The 24,969-nt window shown below is 72.9% G+C and carries 19 protein-coding genes; 14 read left to right on the top strand and 5 right to left on the bottom strand.

All coding sequences use genetic code 11. The features are described 5' to 3' along the window. Positions 1 to 189: 189 nt before the first annotated feature. Positions 190 to 5,523 (bottom strand): type I polyketide synthase, encoded by a 5,334-nt coding sequence (locus ACWCHM_RS09700; RefSeq protein ID WP_443673893.1) that lies wholly within the window; start codon positions 5,521 to 5,523, stop codon positions 190 to 192. A 396-nt stretch (positions 5,524 to 5,919) separates the two neighbouring features. On the opposite strand from ACWCHM_RS09700, the gene ACWCHM_RS09695 reads away from it, so the two are divergent. Further along, the gene (locus ACWCHM_RS09695) at positions 5,920 to 7,587 is read left to right on the top strand and encodes a (2,3-dihydroxybenzoyl)adenylate synthase (RefSeq protein WP_454222157.1); all 1,668 of its coding nucleotides are present in this window, start codon (positions 5,920 to 5,922) and stop codon (positions 7,585 to 7,587) included. Between the two features lie 114 nt (positions 7,588 to 7,701). Here ACWCHM_RS09695 and ACWCHM_RS09690 read toward each other — a convergent pair whose 3' ends face one another. Continuing rightward, positions 7,702 to 8,148, bottom strand: coding sequence for an SCP2 sterol-binding domain-containing protein (locus ACWCHM_RS09690; protein ID WP_204960460.1), 447 nt, complete (start codon positions 8,146 to 8,148; stop codon positions 7,702 to 7,704). A gap of 346 nt (positions 8,149 to 8,494) precedes the next feature. On the opposite strand from ACWCHM_RS09690, the gene ACWCHM_RS09685 reads away from it, so the two are divergent. The 11 genes from ACWCHM_RS09685 (at position 8,495) to ACWCHM_RS09635 (ending at position 18,995) form a co-directional block, all read left to right on the top strand. After that, a complete protein-coding gene (locus tag ACWCHM_RS09685) occupies positions 8,495 to 9,784 on the top strand; it encodes a nucleotide disphospho-sugar-binding domain-containing protein (protein ID WP_204960459.1) in 1,290 nt (429 codons plus the stop codon). 8 nt (positions 9,785 to 9,792) lie between these two features. Further along, positions 9,793 to 10,620 carry an alpha/beta fold hydrolase gene (locus tag ACWCHM_RS09680; RefSeq protein ID WP_374760084.1) on the top strand — a complete coding sequence of 276 codons (828 nt, stop codon included), beginning with the start codon at positions 9,793 to 9,795 and terminating at the stop codon, positions 10,618 to 10,620. 109 nt (positions 10,621 to 10,729) lie between these two features. Next, positions 10,730 to 11,971: a cytochrome P450 gene (locus ACWCHM_RS09675; RefSeq protein WP_204960457.1), complete on the top strand. Its 1,242-nt coding sequence runs from the start codon at positions 10,730 to 10,732 to the stop codon at positions 11,969 to 11,971. A gap of 29 nt (positions 11,972 to 12,000) precedes the next feature. Next, positions 12,001 to 12,255 (top strand): ferredoxin, encoded by a 255-nt coding sequence (locus tag ACWCHM_RS09670; RefSeq protein WP_372446011.1) that lies wholly within the window; start codon positions 12,001 to 12,003, stop codon positions 12,253 to 12,255. Continuing rightward, positions 12,255 to 13,001: an SDR family NAD(P)-dependent oxidoreductase gene (locus ACWCHM_RS09665; RefSeq protein ID WP_204960456.1), complete on the top strand. Its 747-nt coding sequence runs from the start codon at positions 12,255 to 12,257 to the stop codon at positions 12,999 to 13,001. Before ACWCHM_RS09670 ends, ACWCHM_RS09665 begins: the two co-directional genes overlap by 1 nt. A 196-nt stretch (positions 13,002 to 13,197) precedes the next feature. After that, entirely contained in the window at positions 13,198 to 14,034 is an 837-nt protein-coding gene (locus ACWCHM_RS09660; RefSeq protein WP_454222156.1) for an alpha/beta fold hydrolase, read from the top strand. Next, on the top strand, positions 14,027 to 14,596 hold the full coding sequence (locus tag ACWCHM_RS09655) for a TetR/AcrR family transcriptional regulator (RefSeq protein WP_204960454.1): 570 nt from the start codon (positions 14,027 to 14,029) through the stop codon (positions 14,594 to 14,596). Before ACWCHM_RS09660 ends, ACWCHM_RS09655 begins: the two co-directional genes overlap by 8 nt. Continuing rightward, positions 14,593 to 14,967 carry a DUF4260 family protein gene (locus ACWCHM_RS09650; protein ID WP_204960453.1) on the top strand — a complete coding sequence of 125 codons (375 nt, stop codon included), beginning with the start codon at positions 14,593 to 14,595 and terminating at the stop codon, positions 14,965 to 14,967. Before ACWCHM_RS09655 ends, ACWCHM_RS09650 begins: the two co-directional genes overlap by 4 nt. Before the next feature lie 187 nt (positions 14,968 to 15,154). Next, positions 15,155 to 16,087, top strand: a complete 933-nt coding sequence (locus ACWCHM_RS09645) for an aldo/keto reductase (protein ID WP_421488191.1) — start codon at positions 15,155 to 15,157, stop codon at positions 16,085 to 16,087. Between the two features lie 415 nt (positions 16,088 to 16,502). Next, positions 16,503 to 17,858: an FAD-dependent oxidoreductase gene (locus tag ACWCHM_RS09640; protein WP_454222155.1), complete on the top strand. Its 1,356-nt coding sequence runs from the start codon at positions 16,503 to 16,505 to the stop codon at positions 17,856 to 17,858. A gap of 237 nt (positions 17,859 to 18,095) precedes the next feature. Further along, positions 18,096 to 18,995, top strand: a complete 900-nt coding sequence (locus tag ACWCHM_RS09635) for a hypothetical protein (protein WP_281896879.1) — start codon at positions 18,096 to 18,098, stop codon at positions 18,993 to 18,995. Positions 18,996 to 19,145: 150 nt separating this feature from the next. Here the strand turns inward: ACWCHM_RS09635 and ACWCHM_RS09630 are convergent, their stop codons facing one another. Next, the gene (locus tag ACWCHM_RS09630; protein WP_239485951.1) at positions 19,146 to 20,150 is read right to left on the bottom strand and encodes a LacI family DNA-binding transcriptional regulator; all 1,005 of its coding nucleotides are present in this window, start codon (positions 20,148 to 20,150) and stop codon (positions 19,146 to 19,148) included. A 207-nt stretch (positions 20,151 to 20,357) separates the two neighbouring features. Here ACWCHM_RS09630 and ACWCHM_RS09625 point away from each other — a divergent pair, with 207 nt between their 5' ends. Next, positions 20,358 to 21,758 (top strand): extracellular catalytic domain type 1 short-chain-length polyhydroxyalkanoate depolymerase, encoded by a 1,401-nt coding sequence (locus ACWCHM_RS09625; RefSeq protein ID WP_204960449.1) that lies wholly within the window; start codon positions 20,358 to 20,360, stop codon positions 21,756 to 21,758. 142 nt (positions 21,759 to 21,900) lie between these two features. On the opposite strand, the gene ACWCHM_RS09620 is transcribed toward ACWCHM_RS09625, so the two are convergent. Continuing rightward, positions 21,901 to 23,496 carry an FAD-binding oxidoreductase gene (locus ACWCHM_RS09620; protein WP_454222154.1) on the bottom strand — a complete coding sequence of 532 codons (1,596 nt, stop codon included), beginning with the start codon at positions 23,494 to 23,496 and terminating at the stop codon, positions 21,901 to 21,903. Positions 23,497 to 23,648: 152 nt separating this feature from the next. Between ACWCHM_RS09620 and ACWCHM_RS09615 the strand changes: the two genes are divergently transcribed. Further along, the gene (locus ACWCHM_RS09615) at positions 23,649 to 24,116 is read left to right on the top strand and encodes an AtaL-like protein (protein ID WP_454222152.1); all 468 of its coding nucleotides are present in this window, start codon (positions 23,649 to 23,651) and stop codon (positions 24,114 to 24,116) included. A gap of 82 nt (positions 24,117 to 24,198) precedes the next feature. Here the strand turns inward: ACWCHM_RS09615 and ACWCHM_RS09610 are convergent, their stop codons facing one another. Further along, complete coding sequence (locus ACWCHM_RS09610; RefSeq protein WP_454222150.1) at positions 24,199 to 24,960, bottom strand: glucose 1-dehydrogenase; 762 nt, start codon at positions 24,958 to 24,960, stop codon at positions 24,199 to 24,201. Between the last annotated feature and the right edge of the window lie 9 nt (positions 24,961 to 24,969).

Here is a 24,969-nt window from a genome sequence, read left to right as displayed (position 1 = left end):
GGACACATTCACCCCCGAACGGTCCGTCCGTCCCCTATCCTCCGGCGGTGCGACAGCGCTGACATCTCCCCGATTGCGATGTCGAAGACCGTTTCCGAGAATCCGTTTCCGTCGGCCGGACAGGGGAATGCCGTACCCCGGCCGGTGGGTGCACCGGCCGGGGTACGGCGGGATCGCCGCAGGTGGGGGTCAGCCCACCCGCAGCGCGGCCGGGTCGTCGGCCGGGTCGTCGTCGGCCGGCTCCGCGGGGCGCAGACTGTCGACGATGTGGTCGGCCAGGGCGGCGATGGTCGGCTTGTTCCACAGGATGTTCGGCGGCAGTTCCAGGCCGTAGCGGCCCTGCAGACGCACCCGCAGCGCCACCGTCATCACCGAGTCCACCCCCAGCTCGACCAGCGGCCGACGCAGCTCCAGGTCCTCGGCGGCCAGGCTCAGCTCGGCGGCGGCCTGCTCCCGCACGTCGGCGGTGACCAGTTCGCGCAGCTCCTGCTCCGGGGTGTCGGCCCAGTCGACGCTGAACGTCTGGCCGGTGCCGGCCTCGGTGGTCGAACGGGTCGCGGTCAGCTCCCGCAGCATCGGCAGCCGGGGGGCGTTGGTCGTCGGCGCCAGCACCCGCAGGACCGCGTGGTACGGGCTGTGGAACCGGTCGGCGAAGGCCCAGGCCCGGAACGCCTCGGTCACCGAGATCGCGTCCAGGCCGCGCGAGTTGGCCTCCAGCATGGTCGACGAGATCGACTCGGACATGCCCACCCCGCGCCAGGACGTCCAGCCGAGGCTGGTCGTCTCGGTGTGGCCGTCGGCGTGCCGGTGCGCCGCGAGGGCGTCCAGGAACGAGTTGGCCGCCGCGTAGGTGGTCTGCCCGGTCAGCCTGGTGAACTGCCCGCAGGACGAGAACATCACGAAGAAGTCCAGCGTGCCCGGGGGGAAGAGGCGGTGCAGCACCATCGCCCCGTTCACCTTGGGCCCGAGGACGTCGTGCAGCCCCTCGCGGTCCACCTTGTCCACCATCGCGTCGCGCACCACGCCGGCGGCGTGCACGATGCCGCGTACCGCCGGCATGCCGTGCGAGGCCGGGTCGAGCGCCGCCGCGACCTCCACCGGGTCGGTGATGTCCAACGCCAGGGTCCGCACGGTCACCCCGAGCGCCTCCAGTTCCAGCACCCCGTCGATCTGCCGGCGGGTCCGCACGTCGTGGTCGCCGTCCCAGTCGGCGCGCGGCGGCAGACCCCGGCGGCCGGCGAGCAGGATGCGCCTCGCCCCCCGGTCGGCCAGCCACCGGGCCACCATCAGCCCGAGCGCGCCGAGCCCACCGGTGATCAGGTAGGTGTCGGTCGGCCGGCACTGCAACGCGGTGCCGTCGGCGGGCCGCTCGACCTGGGCGAGCCGCTGCACCGCCACCGCCCCGCCACCGTCGACGGAGACGATGTCCTCGTCGCCGGTGAGCCGGCGCAGCACCGTCGCGACCACGGCGGCGGGGACGTCGGCGTCGTCGGCGAGGTCGACGACCCCGCCCCACAGGTCCGGGTGCTCCCCGGCGAAGATCCGGGCGATGCCCCACAGCGGGGCGTGGGCCAGCGACCGCTCCCCCACCGCCTGCCGGACACCCCGGGTCAGGCACCACAGCCGGGGCTGCGGCGCCGCCGGGTCACCCCCGGCCGCCTGCACCTCGATCAACACCTGGGCGCTGCGGATCAACGTCCAGCCGCACCGCTCGGCGGCCTGCTCGGCCGACTCGTCGGCGGTACCGACGCCCGGCGCGACCAGGACCGCGTCGCGCGGGGTGAGACCGACCGTGGCCAGCTCGTCCGGACCGTCCACCCGCACCGTCGGCAGCCCGGCGTCGGCCAGCGCCCCGGCCAGGTCTCCGGCGGCGTCGTCACCGACGACGACCACCCGGGACAGGTCGGTGGCGGTGCCGTCGACGTCGAGGTCCAGCGGCCGCCAGACCGCCTCGTGCACCAGCTCGCGGGGGGCGGCCACCGCGCTGTCGGTGTCCGAGATGGCGGAGAACCGCAGGCCGCGCACCTGGCAGACGACCTCGCCGTGCTCGTTGGCCACCTGCACGTCGACGGTGTCCTGCGGCGAGCGCGGGGAGCGCACCGAGTGGACGGTGATGTGGGCCGGTGGTTCCCCCTTGAAGACCACCGACTCGATGTGCGAGGACATCCACTGGTGCCTGGCGTACTCCGGGGTGACCAGCACCGCGCTGATGGTCAGCGCGCCGTCGATGACGTGCGCCCAACTGGTGGCGGTCTGCGCCGGCGGCGGCACGATGACGATGTCGGCGAGTTGCTCCTCGTCGTTGCGGCGCAACTCCACCACGTCCCAGGGGAACGCGTAGCCACCGACGCCCATCCGGCGGAACATCTCGTCGACCCGCTGCCAGGACCACTCCTGCGGGCACCGGGCCCGCACCTCGTCGGCGTCCACCCGGCCGTCGACCAGTTCGGTGCTCCAGTCGATGGTCGCCGTCGAGTGGGTGATCCACTCGTACTCCTCGTCGTCGACGACGGGGGCGCCGTCCTGCGGGGCGACCCGGGTGGCCAGCCGGGCGGTGTTCTCCGACAGCACGATCTGCACCACCCGGGGCGGCGCGACGGCCAGCGGCGTCCGCAGCACGATGTCGGCCAGCGCGGGCAGTCGGCCGTCCTCCCCGGCGGCCAGGGCGAAGCTGTTGATCAGCACGGCGGCCGGGGTGATCTCGACGTCGACCACCTCGTGGTCGAGCGGGTAGGGCCGCGAGGACATGTCCAGGTAGGTCTGCCAGACCTGCCGGGGCGGTGCGCCGGAGACCGTCATCCGGCCGCCGAGCAGGCTGTGCCGTTCCGGGTCGTGCCCACCGCCGGGACCGGACTCGACCCGGGCCTCCGGGAAGATCCAGTACGGCCGGTGCTGCCAGGCCACCGAGGGCATCGGCAGCAGCGAGCCGGTCGGGTGCAGCCGCGCCCAGTCCACCGCCGCGCCCGCGCAGTACAGCCGGGCCAGGCCGGCCAGCAGGGCGTTGTCCTCGTCGGTGTCACGGCGCAGGCTGTGCACGACGGTGGCGTCCTCGACACCGAGGTGGGCGAGGGTCTCCCCGATGGAGTGGGTGACCACCGGGTGGGTGGAGACCTCCAGGAAGACCCGGTACCCGTCGGTGACCGCCGCCGTCACCGCGGCGGTGAAGCGCACCGGCTCGCGCAGGTTCGCCACCCAGTACGCGCCGTCGCGCGCCGCGGTCGACCGGGGGTCGGTCAGCGCGGTGCTGTAGAGGGGGGTGCGGGGCGTCTCGGGGTGCAGCGCGCCGGCCGCCGCGGCGACCTCGGCCACCGCCGCGTCCACGTGCGGGCTGTGGAATGCGATGTCGGTGTCGACCCGCCACACCGCCACCCCCTCCTCGCGCCAGTGCGTCACGATCTGCTCGACGGCCTCCCGGTCCCCGGAGAGCACGGTGGAGGTGGGGCTGGCCGAGATGGCGGCGACCACGCCGACCTGACCGGCGAGCCGCTGCCGGGCCTCGTCGAAGCCGAGCCCGACCATGGCCATCCCGCCCTGGCCCTGGAGGCGCTCCAGGGCGCGCGCCCGCCGGCAGGCGAACCGGGCGGCGGCCAGCACGTCCAGGCTGCCGGCGACGGCCGCGGCGGCGATCTCCCCCACCGAGTGCCCGATCACGGCGGCCGGGGTGAGCCCCCGGGACCGCCAGGTCTGCGCCAGGGCGACCTGGGTGGCGAAGGTCAATGCCTGCACCTCGACGCCGGTCCACGGCCCACCGGCGGTGAGCGCCTCGCGCGGGGTCCAGCCGAGTTCCTCGCGGAACACCTCGGCCAGCGCGTCCACGGCGGCGGCGAAGACCGGCTCGTCGCGCAGCAACTGCCGGCCCATGCCCGTCCACTGCGCGCCGTGCCCGGAGAAGACCCAGACCACCGGGGCCGGGTCGGCCACCGTCCGGCCCCGGGCGACCTGCGGGGTGGTACGGCCGTCGGCCACCTCCCGCAGCCGCTCGACGAGTTCCCCGGGCGAGGCGGCCAGCACGGCGGTCCGCTGCGGCAGGTGCGAGCGGCGGTGCGCCAGGGTGTGCCCCACCGACGGCAGGGACGCCCCCGGGTGCTCCGTCAGCCAGTCGGCGGTCCGCGCCGCCAGCGCCGCCACCCCGGCCTCGGACATCGCCGAGAGCGGGTACACCGACGCCCGGGTGCCGGCGGTGGTCTCGACCGACACCGTGCCGGCCGCCGCGTCGGTGGCCGTGGCCCCGGCGGCGGCGGTCGGGGCGGGCGGCGCCTCCTGGAGGATGACGTGCGAGATGGAGCCGCCGACGCCGTAGCTGGACACGCCGGCCCGACGCGGACCGTCACCGGCCGGCCAGGGCGACCGCTCACCGATCAGGCGCAGCCCGGAACCGGCCCAGTCGAAGTCCGGGTTCGGCTCGCGGTGCAGGCTCGGCGGGATCTCCGCGTGCCGCAGCGCCAGCACCGCCTTGATCACACCGGCGATGCCCGAGCCCGCCTCGACGTGACCGATGTTGGGTTTCACCGAGCCGACCAGGCACGGCTCGTCGGCGGGCCGCCCGGCACCGAAGACGGCGGCCAGCGCCTTGGCCTCCTCCCGGTCGCCGACCGGGGTGCCGGTGCCGTGCGCCTCGACGTAGTGCACCGACCCCGGGTCGATGCCGGCCCGCTCGTAGGCCACCCGGAGCATGTGCTCCTGGGCCGAGCCGTTGGGCGCCATCATGCCGTCGGAACGGCCGTCCTGGAACACCCCGCTGCCGGGGATCAGCGCGAGCACCTCGTCGCCGTCGCGGCGGGCGTCGGCCAGCCGCTTGAGCACCACCACGCCGGCACCCTCACCCCGGCCGTAGCCGTCGGCGTCGGCGGCGAACGCCTTGCTGCGCCCGTCCGGGGCGGTCGCCCCGGCCGCGTCCAGGGCGACGAACAGGGTCGGGCTGGCCATGATGTTGACCCCACCGACGACGGCCAGCGGGATCTCGCCCTCGCGCAGGCTCTGGCAGGCCAGGTGCAGCGCGGTGAGCGAACCGGCGCAGGCGGTGTCCACCGCCATGCTGGGCCCGCGCAGGTCCAGGAAGTACGAGATGCGGTTGGCGATGCCGTAGTAGGTGGTGCCGTTGACCGCCCAGGCGCCGGTGCGCGGGATGTCCTCCAGCAGCCGACGGCCGTAGTCGTTGGAATTGGCCGCCACGAAGACACCGGCGTCCGAACCGCGCAGCGACAACGGCGGCACACCCGCGTTGCCCAGCGCCTCCCAGGCCAACTCCAACACGATCCGCTGCTGCGGGTCGAGGAAGTCCGCCTCCCGGGGAGAGATGCCGAAGAAGTCCGCGTCGAATCCCTCGATGTCGTCGAGGAATGAGCCCAGCCGGGTCGTCTTCCGCAGGATCGCGGTGGCCTGGGGGCTGGTCGAGGCGTACGGTTCCCACCGCTTGTCGGGCATGGCGCTCACGGCATGTCGACCACCGATGAGAAATGCCCAGAACTTCTCCAACGAGTCAAGGTCAGGGGCGAACCGGCAGCTCATTCCGACAATGGCCACGGCGTCAGAAAATTCCCCATCCTGGCTCACGTCCAGGCTCCTCTCCACATCGCCGACCGCATCCGGAACACAGCCGGATGCGGTGGTCGCTGTCCTTCGGAAATGTCGCGGTGACGGTCAGGTCCGGACGCTGACCTCAACTGCGAAACATCCTGTTCCTTGGCCGATCGGGGGGGCACCTTCCTGAGTGCGATCGTCCCGGCCGGCGGACGGCCCGCAGGACCGGCGGTGACCTCCGCTAATGCCGGGGCGGGCAATAGCGCAATGCGGGAGAAGGAACTCGGCGGCACGCCTCCGTACGGTTTCCCCGCGAGTTCGACACACGATTTCGCGTCGCGCCGCCCGGGCTCCGACGCCGGTGCGCCGTGTCGACCGATCGGATCGGGAGGGCCCGACATGTCCGCAGAAGCGACCCGACCTACCCTCGACGGGACCGTGCCGTGGCCGCCGGAGCTGGTGGCGCGGTACACCGACCAGGGCTACTGGGCGGGCCGGCCGCTCGGGGCGTACCTGTACGCCGCCGCCGACGCCGACCCCACCGTCACGTGCCTGGTCGACGGCCCGGTACGCCTCACCTTCGCCGAGCTGACCGCCCGCGCCGACGGTGCCGCCGAGCGCCTGCGGGACCTGGGGATACGTCCCGACGACCGGGTGGTGGTGCAGCTGCCCAACTGCTGGGAGTTCGTCGTGCTGACGGTGGCCTGTTTCCGGCTGGGCGCGGTCCCGGTGATGGCGCTGCCGGCGCACCGGCGGCAGGAGATCGCCGCGATCGTGGCGTTGACCGGGGCGCGGGCGCTGGTCGTACCGGATGTGTTGAAGGAGTTCGACCACCAGGCGCTGGCCCACGGGGTGGCCGCCGACGCGCCGACCCTGCGGCACGTGCTGGTCGCCGGGGCGGACGTCCGCGCGGACAGTGTCGACCTGCGGCGGCTGTGCCGGCCGGCGGACGATCCGGCGGCGGCCCGGTCGGCGCTCGACGCCGCCGCGCCCGCCGGTTCGGCGGTCGCCCTGTTCCTGCTCTCCGGCGGCACCACCGGGGTGCCGAAGCTGATCGCCCGGACCCACGACGACTACGGCTACATGATGCGTCGTGCCGCCGAACTGTCCGAGGTGGACGCGACGACTGTCTACCTGGCGGTGCTGCCGCTGGCGCACGGTTATCCGATGGCCGGACCGGGCATCCTGGGCACGCTGCTGGCCGGCGGCCGGGTGGTGATCCTGCCGTCGCCCGCGCCGGAGCGGGCGTTCGAGGCGGTGCAGCGGGAACGGGCCACCTTCACCTCGCTGGTGCCCGCCGCGGTGCAGCGCTGGCTGGAGTACCGGGAGAAGGACCCGGACCGGGACCTCAGCTCGCTGCGCCGGGTCCAGGTCGCCGGCTCCCGGTTGGCCGACCAGGTGGCCCAGCGGGTGACGCCGGTGCTCGGCTGCGATCTCCAGCAGGTCTACGGCATGGCGGAGGGGCTGCTCTGCCTGACCCGCCCGGACGACCCGCAGGACGTGGTGTGCCACAGCCAGGGCCGGCCGATCTGCCCCGACGACGAGCTGCGGCTGGTCGACGAGGAGGGCCGGCCGGTGCCGCCCGGCGAGCCGGGGGTGCTGCTGACCCGGGGGCCGTACACGCCGCGCGGCTACTACCGGTCGCCGGAGCTGACCGCGCGCGCGTTCGTCGACGGCTGGTACAACACCGGGGACATCGTCCGGCTGCGGCCCGACGGGAACCTGGTCATCGAGGGTCGGGACAAGGACCTGATCAACCGGGGTGGCGAGAAGATCTCCGCCGAGGAGGTGGAGAACTTCGCCTACCAGCTCGACACGGTGAGCCTGGCCGCCGCGGTCGCCATGCCGGACGCCGAGCTGGGTGAGCGGGTCTGCCTCTACGTGGTGCCGCAGCCCGGCCGGACGGTGGCCCTGCAGGACGTACGGGCGGTGATGCAGCGGGCCGGGGTGGCCGCGTTCAAGCTGCCGGAGCTGCTGGTGACCGTCGACGAGCTGCCGTTCACGGCGGTCGGCAAGGTGAACAAGAAGCAGCTCCGCGAGGACGTCGGCCGCCGGCTCGCCGGCTGACCCACCGGCCGGGCCGGTGGGGCGGCCCGGCCACCCGCCGCCCGTCGACGGGGGCGGGTGGGGGGTGACACGGGGGCGGGGGCGCACCGGGTGCGCCCCCGCCCCCGTGTCCGGTCAGGGCTTCGGAATGTCGAACAGGGTGGGGATGCGCATGGCCAGCCCCCGGTCGCCCTTGGCCTTCATCCGGCCCAGCACGAACATGGTGACCGGGTTGGCGTTGCTGCTGACCAGTTTCAGGAAGTCGATGTCGCTGAGGGTCAGGGTGAGCCGGGGTTCGCGGTCCGGCCGCTCCGACAGCACGCACTCACCTCCGGCGATGACCATCTCGTAGGTGTCCACCGTGCCCTCGCGCCGGTCGCCGACGCTCCAGTGCAGGACGGCCTCGGTGCTGCCGGCCCGGTCGGCGCGGAACAGGGTCGGCATCCGGACGAAGATGCCGTCGAGGATGGTGCGGCGGTGCGGGCCGCCCATCACCCGGCGCAGTTCGTCGACCGGGGTGGCGGTGACCAGTCGGGCGAAGTCGCGGGGTTCCATCAGGGCGGGGTCGGCGTCGGCGAACATGGGTGTCCCTTTCGTCGTACGGGCAGGGAGGGGCCGGGCGGGGCGGTGGCCGGGCGGCGGGGTGCGGCGTGACCGCGACGGTGGCGACACCGGCGGGTCGGGCATCCGACCGGCGGGCGGCCGGTGCGTCGGACGGGGCCGCCTGTGCGTCGAGTATGGACAGCTCAGTGGGGGTTGCCTACTTCGACGATGCCCGGTCGCCGCCGACGAAAGGGCATGTATGGAGATGTCCGGGCCCGCCGGGGCCGAGATCATGGTGGGGAGGAGGTCGACGGGGGGCGCAGCACCGTGCCCGGGTGCCGGTCACCCTCCGCCCTGCCGAGCCACACCGAGCTGAGGAGACCGGATGAGAGTGCTCTTCGTGCCGCACGCCAACAAGGCGCACCTGCACATCATGACGCCGTTGGCGTGGGCGCTGCGCACGGCCGGACACGACGTCCGCGTCGCCAGCCAGCCCGAGATCGCCGACGCCATCATCGCGGCCGGGTTCGTCCCGGTCGAGGTGGGTCGGACGCGCACGGAGATGCCGGCCTTCTACCCCGGGGTACGCCCCGGCGAGGCGCCCCCGGTGGTGATGGCGCCCGGTGAACGCCAGGAGATGCCGTTGCAGCAGGACTTCCCCCGGGACAATCCGCTGGAGAAGCTGTCCCGGGCGTCCTGGGGTTTCGCGTTGTTCTCCACCGACGAGATGATCGCCGACCTGGTCGCGCTGATCGCCTCGTGGCGGCCCGACCTGGTGGTCTGGGACTCCATGGTGTACGCCGCGCCGGCCGCCGCCACCGTCTGCGGGGTGCCGCACGCCCGGATGATGATGGGCCCGGACGGGATCACCCAGTTGCGCCGCGCCGCCCGGGACCAGGGTGACCCGTTGCGCGACTGGCTGGACCGGGTGCTGGGCGGCTACGGCACCCGGTTCGACGAGGACGTCGCCGTCGGGCACTTCACCATCGACCCGATGCCGCCGTGGCAGTACCAGCCCGACGGGTTGCACCTGGTGCCGGTGCGGCACATCGCGGTGAACCCGCCGGCCCGGATCCCCGACTGGTTGCGCGAGCCGCAGCAGCGGCCCCGGATCTGCCTCACCCTCGGCGAGTCGCACCGCAACGGGCGCGGCACGGAGGCTCCGGCCGCCGACCTGCTGGACGCGGTGAGCGGGCTGGACGCCGAGGTGATCGCCACGTTCAACGCCAAGCAGCTCGCCACGATCCCGAAGCTGCCGGACAACGTCCGGGTGGTCGACTTCGTGCCGCTGGCGATGCTGCTGCCGAGCTGCGCGGCGATCGTGCACCACGGCGGGGCGGGCACCTTCGCCACCGCCATCGAGCAGGCCGTTCCGCAGTTGATCATTCCGGGGACGCACTGGGGGTTCCAGTGGTGGGGGCCGCTGGCCCACGCCAACGGCCTGCAACAGCAGGGCGCCGGCCGGTTCGTCGCCGACGCCGACCACCTCACCTCCGAGGCCCTCGCCGAGGATCTGGCCCGGGTACTCAAGGACCCGTCGTTCAAGGCGAACGCCGAACGGCTGCGGACCCAGGTGGCCGGCCTGCCCACCCCGAACGACCTGGTCCCGGCGCTGCACCGGTTGGTCGACCAGTACCGGGACGTGGCCGCCGCGCGGGCCGGGCGGCCGGTATGACCGGGTCGCTGCGGTTGACCACCGACGCCGGCACCTTCGACGCGTTGAGCGCCGGTCCCGCCGACGGCCGGGGGGTGCTGCTGCTGCACGGTTTCCCGCAGGGTGCCGTCGAGTGGGAGCACCAGCTCGCGGCGCTGGGTGCGGCCGGTTACCACGCCGTCGCGCCCGACCAGCGCGGCTACTCCCCCGGGGTGCGCCCCGACGAGGTCGACGCGTACCGGATGGACACCCTGGTCGCCGACGTCGTCGCGCTCGCCGGGCAGCTCGGCTGGGACCGGTTCGACCTGGTCGGGCACGACTGGGGGGCGGCGATCGGCTGGGCGGTGGCCGACCGGCACCCGGAGCTGCTGCGCACCTTCACCGCCGTGTCGGTGCCGCATCCCCGGCCGTTCGCCGACGCGCTGGCCACCGACGTCGACCAGCAGCGCCGCTCGGCGTACCTGGCGATGTTCCGGCAGCCGGGGCAGGCCGAGGGGATGCTGCTGGCCGACGACGCCGCGTTCCTGCGCCGGATGCTGGGCGCGGCGGGGCCGGTGAAGCTGGCCACGTACCTGGACCGGTTGACCGCGCCCGGCGCGTTGACCGCCGCGCTGAACTGGTACCGGGCGACCCGGCCGGAGGACGTCGAGGCCGGGCCGGTCGAGGTGCCGACGCTGTACGTCTGGGGCAGCGACGACATCGGCGTCGGCCCGGTCGCCGCGCACGGCACCGGCGCCTGGGTGAAGGGCCCGTACGAGTTCCTCACCTTCGACGGGGTGTCGCACTGGGTGCCCGAGGAGGTGCCGGACCGGCTCTCCGCGGCGCTGCTCGCCCACCTCGCCCGGCACCCGGGATGAGCCGGCCCGTGCCACCCCGACGCGTCCCCGGTCGACGCCGGATTCCGGGTCGGTTCCGGGGGCCGGGCCGCCGTCCGGGGCCACCGACCCACACACCGAGAGGACCGTGATGACCGTCAACAGCACATACGCCGCCGATGCGGCGTCCACCGGGGAGACACCCGACTTCCCGATGCCCCGGACCTGCCCGTTCGCCCCCGCCCCCGAGTACGTCGGATTGCGCGCCGAGGCGCCGGTCAGCCGGGTCCGGGTGCCGGACGGGCAGCTCGCCTGGCTGGTCACCCGCTACGCCGACGTCCGTCGGTTGTTGACCGATCCGCGGGTGAGCGCCAACCGGTTCCACCCGAACCTGCCGTTGACCGAGCCGGTGACCCCGCAGACCCGACGCAACATCGCCGCGGTCGGCCGCTCACTGATCGGGCTCGACCAGCCGGAGCACGGCCCGCAGCGGCGGATGCTGATCGGTGACTTCACGCTGCGCCGGGCGCAGGAGATGCGTCCGCACATCCAGCGCACCGTCGACGAGTGCATCGACGCGATCCTGGCCGGGCCGAAACCGGTGGACCTGGTCGCCGCGTTGGCGCTGCCGGTCCCCGCCTCGATGATCACCAAGCTGCTCGGCATGCCGTACGAGGACCGCGACCTGATCGTCCGCAGCGCCGACGCCCAGTTGCGCCGGACGGTCTCCGCCGAGCAGCGGCAGCAGACCAGCAGCGAGTTGCGGGCCTACGTGGACCGGCTGGTCAGCGCGAAGGAGGCCGAGCCGACCGACGACCTGCTGGGTCGGTTGGTGGTGCAGAACCGGCAGACCCCGCTGTTCGACCACGACATGCTCGTCGGGTTGGCGATGCTGCTGCTGGTGGCCGGTTTCGAGACCACCGCCAGCATGATCTCCCTCGGGGTGGCCGGACTGTTGGAGAACCCCGACCAGCTCGCCGAGGTCACCGGTGACCCGGCGGCGATGGGCCTGGCGGTGGAGGAGTTGCTGCGCTACTTCACGGTCGTGGACGCGCTGCCCCGGGTGGCGACCGCCGACATCGAGGTCGGCGGGGTGACCGTCCGGGCCGGTGACGGGTTGCTGTTGTCGTTCGCCTCGGCGAACTGGGACAGCGACGTGTTCCCCGACGCCGAGGTGCTGGACGTCCGCCGGGGGGCCCGGCACCACATGGCCTTCGGCTACGGCATCCACCAGTGCATCGGGCAGAACCTGGCCCGCGCCGAGCTGGAGATCGTGTTCCGTACCCTGTTCGCCCGGATCCCCGGGCTGCGGCTGGCCGAGGAGCTCGACGGCCTGCCGTTCCGCAAGGAGTCGAACATCTACGGCCTGGACCGGCTGCCGGTGACCTGGTGAGGGAGGCTGCGGTGAGTGGGGGCGACCAGGTGGGCACCGAGGAACCGACGACGCTGGTGGTGAGCCGGGGCCTGTGCATCGGCGCCGGGCAGTGCGTGCTGTCCACCCCGGAACTGTTCGACCAGAGCGAGGACGGCCGGGTGCTGCTGCGCCGGCAACCGGACGACGCCGGGCAGGCGCGGGTCGCGGTCGACCTCTGCCCGTCGGGTGCGCTGCGGCTGGCCACCGGGCGGTCCCGGGCGGTCGTCGACGAGCAGGACGCCACGGCGAAGGGGTGGGGCTGATGGCCGACACGGATACCCGGATCGCCGTGGTGACCGGCGGGGGGCGGGGCATCGGGCAGGCGATCTGTCAGGGCCTGGCCCGCCGGGGCATGGACGTGGTGGCGGTGGATCTGGCCGACCCGGTCGAGACGGTGGCGCTGGTGGAGGGTGAGGGGCGCAAGGCCCTCGGCATCACCGGGGACGTCTCGGACCCCGACGACGTGGCCCGGATCGGCGCGGAGATCACCGCCGGGATGGGCGGCTGCCACGTCCTGGTCAACAATGCCGGCATCTATCCGGCCAAGAACATCTTCAAGCTGGAGTACGAGGCGTGGCGGCGGGTGCTGGCGGTCAACCTCGACTCACAGTTCCTGATGACCAAGGCGGTGCTGGACCACATGTGCCGGGTGCGGTGGGGGCGGATCGTCAACCTCACCTCCAACTCGGTCGGCCTGGCGCTTCCCGGGTTCACCCACTACATGGCCAGCAAGATGGGGGTGATCGGGTTCACCCGGGCGCTCGCCAGCGACGTCGCCTCGTACGGCATCACGGTCAACGCGGTCGGGCCGACGCTGTCGCGTACCCCCGGGCTGGCGGAGAGTCCGATGGCCGGCGCGGCGCAGGAGCATGTGGCGGCGATGCAGGCGATCAAGCGGCCCGGTGAGGCGCAGGACGTGGTGGGCACGGTGGCCTTCCTGGCCAGCGACGACGCCGCCTTCGTCACCGGGCAGACGATCATGGCCGATGGTGGTCTGGTCCGGTTGTGACCCGTCGCCGACCGTCCGGGGGGTCCGGTGGTCGTCGTGCCGTCGGTCCGGTTCGAGAGCCTGCGGGCGTGCGGGGGTCGCCGATTCCCGCACGCCGGCCCGGTGCGACGTGATCCCCTGGTGGGAGCGGGCGTCGGAGGTCACCCCACCCGGGAAAGCTATTGCGATTAGCTTTTGAGCTAGCTAGGCTAGCTTCATGACCGTCGCCCGGAGCAGCGCCCGCCCACCGACCCGCTACCTGCACCGCCCCGAGGGCCGAATCGCCTACGACCTCCAGGGCGACGGCCCCCTCGTGGTGCTCGTCCCCGGCATGGCGGAGCTGCGCTCGTCGTACCGGTTCCTCGCCCCGGCCCTGGCCGCCGCCGGCTACACGGTGGCCACCACCGACCTGCGCGGCCACGGCGACAGCGACACCACCTTCACCTCCTACGGCGACCCCGAGACCGCCTCCGACGTCAGCGCCCTGATCGACGAGCTCGGCCGGCCGGCCGTCATCGTGGGCAACTCGCTGGCCGCCGGCGCCGGGGTCATCGTCGCCGCCGAGCACCCCGGGCAGGTCCGCGGGCTCGTGCTCATCGGGCCGTTCGTCCGAAACCCCCGACAGGCCCCCGGCATGCGGGCCCTGTTCCACCTGTTGACGTCCCCGCTCTGGGTGGCAGCCGTCTGGAAGGCCTACCTGCCCACCCTCTACGCCGGTGCCAAACCGGCCGACTTCGCCGAGTACCGGGCGGCCGTCGTCGCCAAGCTCCGCCAGCCCGGCCACGGCGCGGCGTTCTCCCGCACCGCGCGGCAGACCGACCACCGGCCCGCCGAGGCACGACTCACCGAGGTGGACACCCCGGTGCTGGTCGTCATGGGTGAACGCGACCCCGACTTCACCGACCCGGCGGCCGAGGCGGCATGGATCGGCGAGACCCTGCACGGCGAGGTGGTCATGGTGCCCGACGCCGGCCACTACCCGCAGTCTCAGCAGCCCGAACGGACCACCGGCGCGGTGCTCGACTTCCTCACCCGGATCAGCACCCGTGCCTAGGGCCGGCCTCACCACCGACGCGGTCGTCGCACGCGGCGCGTACCTGCTCGAAGCGCGCCCGCACGACGAGCTGACCCTCGCCGCGCTCGCCGAGAGCCTCGGCGTCCGCGTCCCGTCGCTCTACAAGCACATCGACGGCCTCCCGGGACTCCGCCGGGGCATCATGCTCCGCGCCAAGGCGGACCTGTCCGCGACGCTCGCCGAGGCGTGCGTCGGCCGGGCCCGCGACGACGCGGTCCGCAGCCTCGCCACCGCCTACCGCAGCTGGGCGCGGCAGAACCCGGTGCAGTACCCGATGACCGTACGGGCCCCGGACCCCGCCGACGCCGAGGACCAGCAGGTCAGCGACGCCGCCGTCCAGGTGGTCTACCGGGTGCTCGCCGGCTACCGGCTGCTCGGCGACGACGCGGTCGACGCCACCAGGCTGCTGCGCACGGTCATCCACGGCTTCGTCAGCCTGGAGACCGCCGGTGCGTTCGCGCTCTCCGCCGACCTGGAACGCAGCTACGAACGGGCCGTCGACAGCGTCGTGTCCGCCCTGGAGAACTGGAAGGGCCGATGAGGGCCGGGCCCGCCCGCACCCCACCACCGGCCACCCCGGTGCCCGTCCTCTACCGCGTCGAGGGTGCGGCCGTCGCCGTGGCGGCCGTCGTCCTCGTCGTGCTGACCGGCTTCGCCTGGTGGTGGCTGTTCGCCCTGTTCCTCGTCTTCGACCTGTCGATGCTCGGCTACGCCGTCGACCACCACGTCGGCGCGGTCGTCTACAACCTGGGGCACACCTACGTCGCCCCGTTCGTCCTGCTCGCCGGGTACGGCCTCGCGCACGCCCTCGACGCGGCCGGGTGGACGCCGCTGGCGCTCGTGGCCGCCTGCTGGTTCTTCCACATCGGCGTGGACCGGGCACTCGACTTCGGACCGCGCCCGCTGCGCTGACCTGAGCCACCCGTACCGCACCCGCACTCACCCAGGGTGACCCGAGCGGCGACACGCTGCGTCGACCTGCGCGATGCCGTCCCCGTTGTCCGCGAGGATGGCCGACGGACGGCGGGTGTCCCCCGCCGGGCGGGCAGCCCGCACACACGGGCGTCGCGGGGTGCGGCGTCCCCCGAGGGGAGCAAGGGTGACACTGTCGGACAGGCTCGCGCCGGAGGCCGGCCGGCTCCGGCTCGGCGACGAGCTGAGCGTCAACCGGTTGGGCTTCGGCACCATGCAACTGCCCGGTCCCGGCTCCTTCGGCCCCTCGGACGACCACGCGGGCGCGCTGGCCGTGCTGCGCCGGGCGGTCGAGCTGGGGGTCAACTACCTCGACACCAGCGACTTCTACGGCCCGCACGTGGCCAACGACCTGATCCGCGAGGCCCTGCACCCGTACCCCGACGACCTGGTGATCGGCACCAAGATCGGGGTAGTGCGCGACAGGTGGGGTGACTTCGTGCCCGCCGGGGCGCCCGACCAGCTGCGCCGGCAGGTGCAGGAGAACCTGCGCCGGCTGGGCCGGGACCGGTTGGAACTGGTCTACCTGCGCGTCGGCGGGGACGGGCTGCTGCGCCCGGGCGACGTCCGGTTCTCCGAGTCGTTCGCGATGATGGTGCGGCTGCGCGACGAGGGCCTGATCGGCGCCGTCGGGCTCAGCGGCGTCACCGTCAGGCAGCTCGACCAGGCGCGGGCGACGATCCCGATCGCAGCCGTGCAGAACCGGTTCCACCTGCTCGACCGGGAGTGCCACGACGTGCTGCGGCGGTGCGTCGAGGAGGACATCGCCTTCGTGCCGTACTTCCCGCTGGGGGCGGGGATGCTCGGTGCCCGGCACGGGCGGCCGCCGCTGCCGCTCGGGCCCGACTTCAGCGCCGCGCAACGGCGTACCGTCGACGGGGTCGCCGACCGGCACGGCGTCACCCGCGCGCAGATCGCCATCGCCTGGCTGCTGGCCCACTCGCCGACGATGCTGGTCATTCCCGGCACCAGCTCGGTACGGCACCTGGAGGAGAACATGGCCGCCGCCCGGCTACGGCTGACCCCGGCGGACCTGGCCGCGCTCGACGCGCTGGCCTGACCCGGGCGGCCCGTCGCCGGGTGCCCCGCGCGGGGGGTACGGGGCATCCGACGACGGACCAGGCGACGAGGAACTGCGGATTCTCCTCCGGAACCCAGTGGCCCGAGTCCGGTACGACGACCTGCCGCACGTCGTGCCGACCTGTCGGTAGGAGGCGGCCACCCCGGAGCCGAAGGAGAACGCCGCACCCCTCGCCAGCACCGGCAGGGTCACCGGTTTGGCCGGGGCCTGGGCCCGGTTGTCGGCGATGTCGGTGTCGAAGGCGCGGTAGTACTCGTAGCCGGCCGTCCGGTCGGCCGGGTCACGGTAGGCCCGGTAGTAGACCGGGCGGTCCCGGCAGCCAGACCACGTCAATGGTCGATGTTGCGCACGTTACGAGACGACAGGGCGGCACCCGTACACCTAGAGTCAGAACATGGCGACCGACGGTGCGGTGGTGGTCGGCGCGAGCATCGGCGGGTTGCTGGCCGCCCGCGTGCTCAGCGCGACCTACGGCCGGGTCACCCTGGTCGACCGGGACCCCCTGCCCGAGCAGGCCGCCAGCCGCCGCGGGGTGCCGCAGGGCCGGCAGCTGCACGTGCTGCTGGACCGGGGCCGACAGGTGCTGGAGGAGCTGCTGCCCGGGGTCACCGGGGAGCTGACCGCGCTCGGCGCTCCTCTGGTCGACCTGCACGGCCAGGTGCGCTGGTACAACGACGGCTACCGGATGCGGCAGGCGACGTCCGGGCTGCTGGCGGTCGGGGTGGGCCGCCCCCTGCTGGAGCAGGTCATCCGCAACCGGGTGACCGCGTTGCCCGGGGTGACCGTCCTGCCCGGCCACGAGGTCACCGGCCTGACCACCACGCCGGACCGGCGACGCGTCACCGGCGTACGCGTGCACCGCCGGGCCGACGGCCCCTCCACCACCCGGGAGCTCTCCGCCGAACTGGTGGTCGACGCCGGGGGGCGGGGCACCCGGAGCCCGGTGTGGCTGGCGGAACTCGGTTACCGCCCCGCACCGGAGGAACAGGTGCCGGTCGGGCTGACCTACGTCACCAGGCTCTACCAACGTCAACCGCAGCAGCTCGACGGGCTGCTCGGGGTCCTCACCAACGCGGTGCCCGGCCGCTCCCGGGGCGGGATCGTGGCGGTGCAGGAACAGGACCGGTTCGCGGTGGCGCTCAGCGGGATGTTCGGCGAGGAACCGCCGCTCGACGACGCCGGTCTGCTCGCCTACGCCGACAGCCTGCCGGCACCGGAGATCGGCGCGCTGCTGCGGCAGGCCCGCCCGCTCGGCACGCCGGCCCGGATGCGCTTCCCGGCCAGCGTCCGCCGCCGCTACGAGCGGCTGCGCGACTTCCCCGCCGGATACCTGGTCTTCGGCGACGCGTTGTGCAGCTTCAACCCGATCTACGGGCAGGGCATCACGGTCGCCGCGTTGCAGGCGGTCGAGCTGGCCCGGCTGCTGCCCGCCGGGCCGTCCGCCCCGGCCCGGCGGTTCTTCCGGCGCGCCGCCCGGGTGATCGACATGCCGTGGTCCATCGCGGTCGGCACCGACCTGCGGTTCCCCGGGGTCCCCGGCCCACGGTCGCCGCAGGTCCGGCTGACCAACGCCTACGTGCACCGGCTGCACGCCGCCGCCACCGCCGACCCGGTGCTGGGCGCGGCGTTCCTGCGGGTGCTCAACCTGATCGACCCGCCGCACCGGCTGCTCGTCCCGTCGGTGGTGGCGCGGGTGCTGACCGGCTCCCGGGCGCTGCCCCGGCCCGCCGAAATCAGCACGCACGGATAAGACCGCAGGGGTACACCTCGGCATGCTGTGAGCGGGCGGCGGTCGCTGCCCGGCGGGTACGGCGTCACCCGTCAGAGCCCGCGGACCCCACGGGTCGGGTGCCCTGCCGGGTCGGGTCATCGGCCCGGTCGGGTGGCCTGCGGTTGACCGTGGACCCGCCCGGATCGGCAGAGACGAGGCACGATGGCCCTACGAGAAAGTCCCGAGTCCCCCAGCCTGCCGGGGTCGCCGACGCCGGTGCGACTGGCATCACCGGCACCCACCCGGCACGGCACCGCCGCGCTGGTCAGTGCCGTCGCCGGCGTACTGCTGGCGGTGCTCTGGTCGTTCGAGTTCGTCGACTCGGTCATCGGTGACACGGTGGCCAACAACCTGCTCGGCCACGACGCGAAGGCGACGGCGATCGGCGGCACCGGAGCGGGCCTGCTGTTCGCCTTCGTCTCCGGGTTCGCCGGCACCTTCACCGCCTGCAACATCGCGATGGTCGCCTCGGTCGGGCCGTTGAGCCAGGCGGGTACGTCGAACCAGCTGCGTCACCACCTGCGGTCGCTGCTGCGGCCGGTGGGCTGGTTGGCGCTGGGGATGGTCGCGGTCTCCGCCACGTACGGCGCGGTGGGGGTGCTGATCGGCGACGGTCTGCCGCAACTGTCCACCGACACGGTCGGCGGCATGCCGGTACGGCTGATCCAGTCGTCGGTGGTGTTCGGGGTGATCGGCCTGGTGCTGGCCCTGCTCGGGCTCAGCGCCCTCGGGTTGGTGCCCGACGTGTTCGCCCGCCGGCCGGTGGCCCGGGTGGTGCTGATCGGGGCGCTGATCGGCGGTTTCCTGATCGGGCGGCCGTATCCGCTGTTCAACAAGCTGTTCCACTGGGCGGTGGAGACCGGCAACCCGGTGTACGGGGCGGCGGCGTTCACCCTCCAGTCGCTGGGCAACATCGTCGTGGTCACGCTGCTCTTCGTCGTCATCGTGCTGGTCACCCGGGGTGGTTTCCTGCGCTGGATGACCGACCCGGCCCGCTCGGCGCTGGTGACCGGGACCCTGCTGGTCGCGCTCGGCGTGTTCACCGTCGTCTACTGGGACCTGCGGGTGCCGTCGATCTTCGGCGTCGGCTGGTTCCCCACCATGCCCTACAACTGACCCACCCCACCCCTGCCCTGGCCCGTGCCCGCCCGGCGTCCGCCGCGCCGACCCTGTCGATCAAGAGGTTTGCGTCACCGATGATCTTCCGGCTGACGCAAACCTCTTGATCAACCCACGGAAGCGAGGGTGGGGTGGGGGGTGGGCGGGTTAGGTGGGGGGTGGGGGGGCGACGCTGGCTCGGTGGACCAGGGTGGGGGCGATGGTGTGGCGCTCCACCACACCCGGGCCGGCCTCGATCTGGCGTAGCAGCATCGCCAGGCCGGCGCGGGCCACCGCGTCGAAGTCCGGCCGCACGGTGGTCAACGGCGGGATGAAGTACGCCGCCTCCGGCACGTCGTCGAAGCCGACCACGCTGATCTCGTCCGGCACCCGACGCCCGCGCTCACTCAACGCCCGCAGCACCCCGAGCGCAAGGTGGTCGTTGGCCGCGAAGATCGCCGTCACCTCCGGCATCCGGGCCAGCATCTGCCCACAGCGGTAGCCGGACGCCGCGCTCCAGTCGGCGGACAGCACCGGCGGCACCTCCGCGCCGGCCGCCCGCAGCGCCGCCCGCCAGCCCTCGACCCGCCCGGCGCTGTCGAACCAGTCCGCCGGGCCGGAGACGTGCCACACCGTGCGGTGCCCGGCGTCCAGCAGGTGCCGGGTGGCCAGCCCGGCCCCGGCCGCCTGGTCGACGGTGACCAGCGCCGCCTCCCGGGCCGGATCGCCGTCGACGGTGACCAGCGGCACGCCGTGCGGCAGGTGGTCGAGCGCCTCGTCGGCGGACGCCACCGGGGCGATCACCACGATGCCGGCGACCCGGTGGTCGAGGTGCCGCTCCACGGCGGCGGAGATGGACCGCCGGTCGAGGGTGCTGACGCTGCCCACGCTGACCGCGAACCCGGCCGACGCGGCGGCCTGCTCCAGGGCGGCCAGCAGCGACGCCGGCCCGTAGAGGGTGCTGTTCTGGGCGACCACCCCGATCAGCTGGGAGCGGCCGGTGACCAGTGCCCGCGCCGCCCGGTTCGGCCGGTAGCCCAGCTCGGCGATCGCCGCACGGACCCGGACCCGGGTCTGTTCCCGCACGTTCGGGTGGTCGTTGAGCACCCGGGAGACCGTCTGGTGGGAGACTCCCGCGAGGCGGGCGACGTCCGTCATCGCAGGACCACGCATGGGGGCCATTATCCACCGGAGCGACCCCGCCGGACGCCGGTGTCCACGCCGCCCGGGGACCGGAAGTTCCGGTGGGACGGGCCGCCTTGCCAAGCCGGCGGCGGGCTAACGATACTCATGGATGTTCCTGAGCCGGACATGATCGAGCGCCGGGCAGCCTCGATCGGCAGAGCTGCGTGTCCGCGATCTTCCGGAGGAACCCGCCCCATGAGACCCAGGATCAAACTGTTCGGCACCGCCCTGGTCGCCGCCGCGCTCACCGCGCTGGCCGCGATCGCCGCCCCCACCCCCGCGTCGGCGGCGACGCTGACCCAGGTGACCAACTTCGGGGCCAACCCGAGCAACCTGCAGATGTACCTGTACGTGCCGAACACGGTGGCGGCCCGGCCGGGCCTGCTGGTGGCGGTGCACTACTGCACCGGCAGCGGCCCGGCGTTCTACTCCGGCACCCAGTACGCGGCGCTGGCCGACCGGTACGGCTACATCGTCATCTACCCCTCGGTGACCCGCAGCAGCAAGTGCTTCGACGTCTCCTCCCCGCAGGCGCTGCGCCGCGACGGGGGCAGCGACCCGGTGGGCATCAAGTCGATGGTCGACTACGTCCGGGCCCGGTACCCCGTCGACCCGAACCGGATCTTCGCCACCGGCACCTCGTCCGGGGCGATGATGACCAACGTGCTGCTCGGTGACTACCCGGACGTGTTCGCGGCGGGCGCGGCCTTCGCCGGGGTGCCGTTCGGCTGCTTCGCCACCACCGACGGCTCGGAGTGGAACAGCCAGTGCGCCAACGGGCAGGTCACCAAGACCGCACAGCAGTGGGGCGACCTGGTCCGCAACGCCTACCCGGGGTACACCGGCAAGCGGCCCCGGATGCAGTTGTGGCACGGCACCAACGACGAGACGCTGCGCTACCCGAACTTCGGCGAGGAGGTCAAGCAGTGGACGAACGTCCAGGGGCTGGGCCAGACGCCGACGTACACCGACTCCCCGCAGGCCGGCTACACCCGCACCCGGTACGGCGGTAGCGGCGGCACCGCGCCGGTCGAGGCGATCAGCATGCAGGGCGTCACCCACAACCTGCCGGTCGACGCCGCCCAGGCGATCCGCTTCTTCGGCCTGGACGCCCCGCCGACCACCACCCCGCCCCCCACCACCACCCCGCCCCCCACCACGACCCCGCCGCCCACCACCCCGCCGCCGACCACGCCGCCGCCCACGACGACGCCGCCGGTGCCGACGACCACGCCGCCGACGCCGTTCCCGCCCACGCCCACCACGCCGGGCCCGGGGGCCGAGTGCCGGATCGCCTACACCGTGAACGCCTGGAACACCGGCCTGACCACCTCGATCACGATCACCACCCTCAGGGACACCGGGGTCACCGGCTGGAACCTGGCGTTCACCCTGCCCGCCGGGCAGACCATCACCGGCGGCTGGAACGCGACCTACTCGCCGACCAGTGGGGCGGTCACCGCCACCAACGTCTCCTACAACGGCTCGATCCCGCCGGGCGGCTCGGTCACCATCGGTTTCCAGGCCAACCACACCGGCGACACCGCGAAGCCGGCCTTCTTCACCCTCAACGGCTCCCCCTGCGCGGTCGTCTGACCGCACCGCACCCCGGGCGGTGATCAAGAGCTGCGCGTCACCCGGACCGCATCTGCGGATGGCACGGTAGGTGAAGCAGCGGCACGAACCCCGCGACGTCGTTCCGGCCACCGGCCCGACGGTCGCGGGGTTCGTCGCCTCCTTACGGCAAGCGGACGGACAGGGCGTGCCGGAAGACGTCACGCGGGTCGAAGCGGGCCTTCACCGCTTGCAACCGCGGATAGTTGTCCTTGTAGTACAACCGGGCCCAGCTGACTCCGGAATTGTTCCAGGCGGGGTCGGCGACGTCGACGTCCGCGTAGTTGATAAACGCACCGTCGGTGACCCCGTTCGGCACCGGCACCCCGCCCGTGTCGGCGTACACGTCGCGGTAGAACTCCCGGATCCAGCTGATGTTCGCCGCGTCTTGGTCCTCCTCCGTCCAGAAGCTGACGTAGTGCAGCTTGATCACGGAATCGCGCTGCGCCACCGCCGTTGCGTCTGGCGCCACACTGTTCAGCGCGCCGCCGTAGGAAGTGATCATGACGAGGGAGACCGGGTGATGGTAGTCGCCGCGGGTCAGGTGGCGGTGGAACGCGGCGATCTGCGGCTCGGTGAAGCCCCGACGCAGGTAGGCGGACTTCGCCTTGAACCGGGTCGAGACGTCGGTCGCGGTGAAGCCGGGCCACTGGGTCGCGGCGTGCAACCAGCTGATCCGGCGGGCCTCGAGCACAGTCGGTGCAACGCCCACGCCCTCGCCGACTGCGGCCACGTAGTCGGCGAGCAGTTGCTGTGCGCCCGGCACCGCGGCATCGATCTGGCTGGTCATGGCGAACGAGCCGGCCGACTTGTGCTGTGGCTTGAGCTGGCTGAACAGCGTCGCGTAAGGCGAGTCCGGCGTGCTGTTCTCCTCGTAGAACCGGCCGAAGTTGCGCAGCAGCCGGCTGAACGCGGCTTGGTCGAGGTCCGCCCAGGACCAGCCGACCGTGCTGACCAGAACCTCGGATGGGGGGCAGGGCAGCAGCATGGCCGGGTCAGATCCGGTTGCACCGGGGCTGCGAAACCAGTACTTCGTGACGACGCCGAAGTTGCCGCCGCCACCGCCGGTGTGCGCCCACCACAGGTCGCGGTTCGGGTCGTTCGGCTCTCGGCTGGCTACCACCTTGCGGGCGGTGCCGTTGGCATCCACGACGACGACCTCAACGGCGTACAGGTGGTCGACGGTCAGGCCGTGCCGCCGCGACAGGGGACCGTAGCCGCCGCCCGCGATGTGCCCGCCGATACCAACCGTCGGGCAGGATCCACCGGGGATGGTCACACCCCAGGTCTTGTAAAGCCTCTTGTAGACGTCACCGAGCAGAGCGCCGGGCTCGACCGCGAAGGCCCGCCGCGCACTGTCGTACGAGACGTCGTCAAGCAGGGACAGGTCGATCACCACACGGATGTCGGACGCGGTGACGAAGTTCTCGTAGCAGTGCCCGCCGCTGCGGATGGCGATCCGGCGGCCAGCGGTGACTGCGCTCTGCACAGCATGCAACACGTGGTTCGCGGACCCCGCGAGGACGATGTGGTCGGGGGTGCCGACCCAGCGGCGGTTCGTGCCCCACGTCAGGTCCGCGTACCGGGGATCGCTCGGGGTCACGTCCACCGGTCCGGGCACCGGGGCGAGTGGTGCGGCGGCCGAGCGGTCGGGTACGGCTAGGGATCCGGTAACGGCGGCGGCACCGGCGATCAGGGAGCGTCGGGACAGGTTGGGCATGTCAGCGAGCCTCGCGGGCCGCGCGTGGGTGGGCAACTACCAGTCGAGGCAGTGACGGCCATCATCGAGGACTACTCGCCCGTGCAGTTCCGGGACGTCCGGCTCGATGCCTACGGTGAGGTCCCGCCGGCAAACGAGAGGACCGAATCGTCATGATGACCATGTCGTGGACCGTGCCGATCGAGGACGCCCTCGATCCTGCGGCGTCCCCGATCGACCGGGGACGCCTGTGGTCGTCGCTGCTGGCAAAGGCAGAGGCGCCGACGGGCTACGTTCCGGCGATCACACAGTGCCGCATCGTGGAGCGCTACGACGACGGCTTTCTGCGGGAGATCGTTCGCAACGGCGAGAAGCTGGTTCAGCGGGTACGACCGGAGCCCGAGCGGCGCATCGTGTTCGAACACATGGGCGACCCGGACGTCGCGAGCATCACCAACATCGTGGGCACGGACAACGCGGGGCGGACCACGTTCACGATCGAGACGGCGTTCACTGCGGCCGGTTCCGAGCGCGCGGCCCGCGACGGCGAGTTCCTACGTTCCACTGCGGAGTACTTCACAGCGACGATCGATGCGATCGTCGGCGTCCTGCGGACCATGGCGGCGGCCGCTCCCCACTGAACTACCAAAACCCGACGGGCCACGGAGCCCTGGCGATCCGTTGCGCCAGGGCTCCGTGGTGTTCCGGCCGAGGGTGGTTCGGTCAGGCGGTCGCGCCACCGTCGGAGACGAGGTCGTGACCGACCACGAACGCTGACTCGGAGCCGGCCAGCCACAGCACGGCCGCGGCGACCTCCTCCGTGGCGCCGACCCGGCCGAGCGGAACCAGCGAGGCGATCCGCTGATCACGGTCGGCGTCGGTCTCGCCGGGGCGGCGGGACATCGCAGTGTCCGTGGCACCAGGGCTGACCGCATTGATGCGGATGTTGTCCGCGATGTACTCGCGGGCTGCGTTGCGGGTCAGCACGCTGGCTCCAGCCTTGGCCGCGGCGTACGCGCCCATCCCGGGACGGCGTCCGTGCGCCCCGATGTTGGAGGCCATGTTGACGATCACGCCGCCGCCGTGCTCGCGCATGTGCGCGATCTCGTACTTCATACACAGGAACAGGCCGGTGAGGTTGGTCGCGACCACGGTGTCCCACACCTCTTCGTCCAGGTCGGCGAGCGGGCCGGGGCGGCCCGCGGTGCCGGCGTTGTTGAACGCGATGTGTAGACCGCCGTGCCGCTCGACGGTGGCGTGAACAAGGGCGGCGACGTCGTCGCTGCGGGTGATGTCGGCGACGACGGCGCTCGCGGCGCCCCCGTCCACAGTGATCAGCTTGACCGTCTGCTCGAGTTTGTCGGCGTCGCGCCCGGCCACCACGACCGTGGCATCCTCGCGGGCGAACGCCTGCGCCGTGGCGCGGCCGATACCGGAGCCACCCCCGGTGACGAGGACAACCTTATCGGTGAACCGCTTGCTCATGGGTCTCCT

The sequence above is a fragment of the Micromonospora sp. SCSIO 07396 genome (assembly GCF_053667945.1).
Note: the sequence above shows the minus strand (reverse complement) of the source record. Positions and strands in the feature narration are given on the sequence as shown.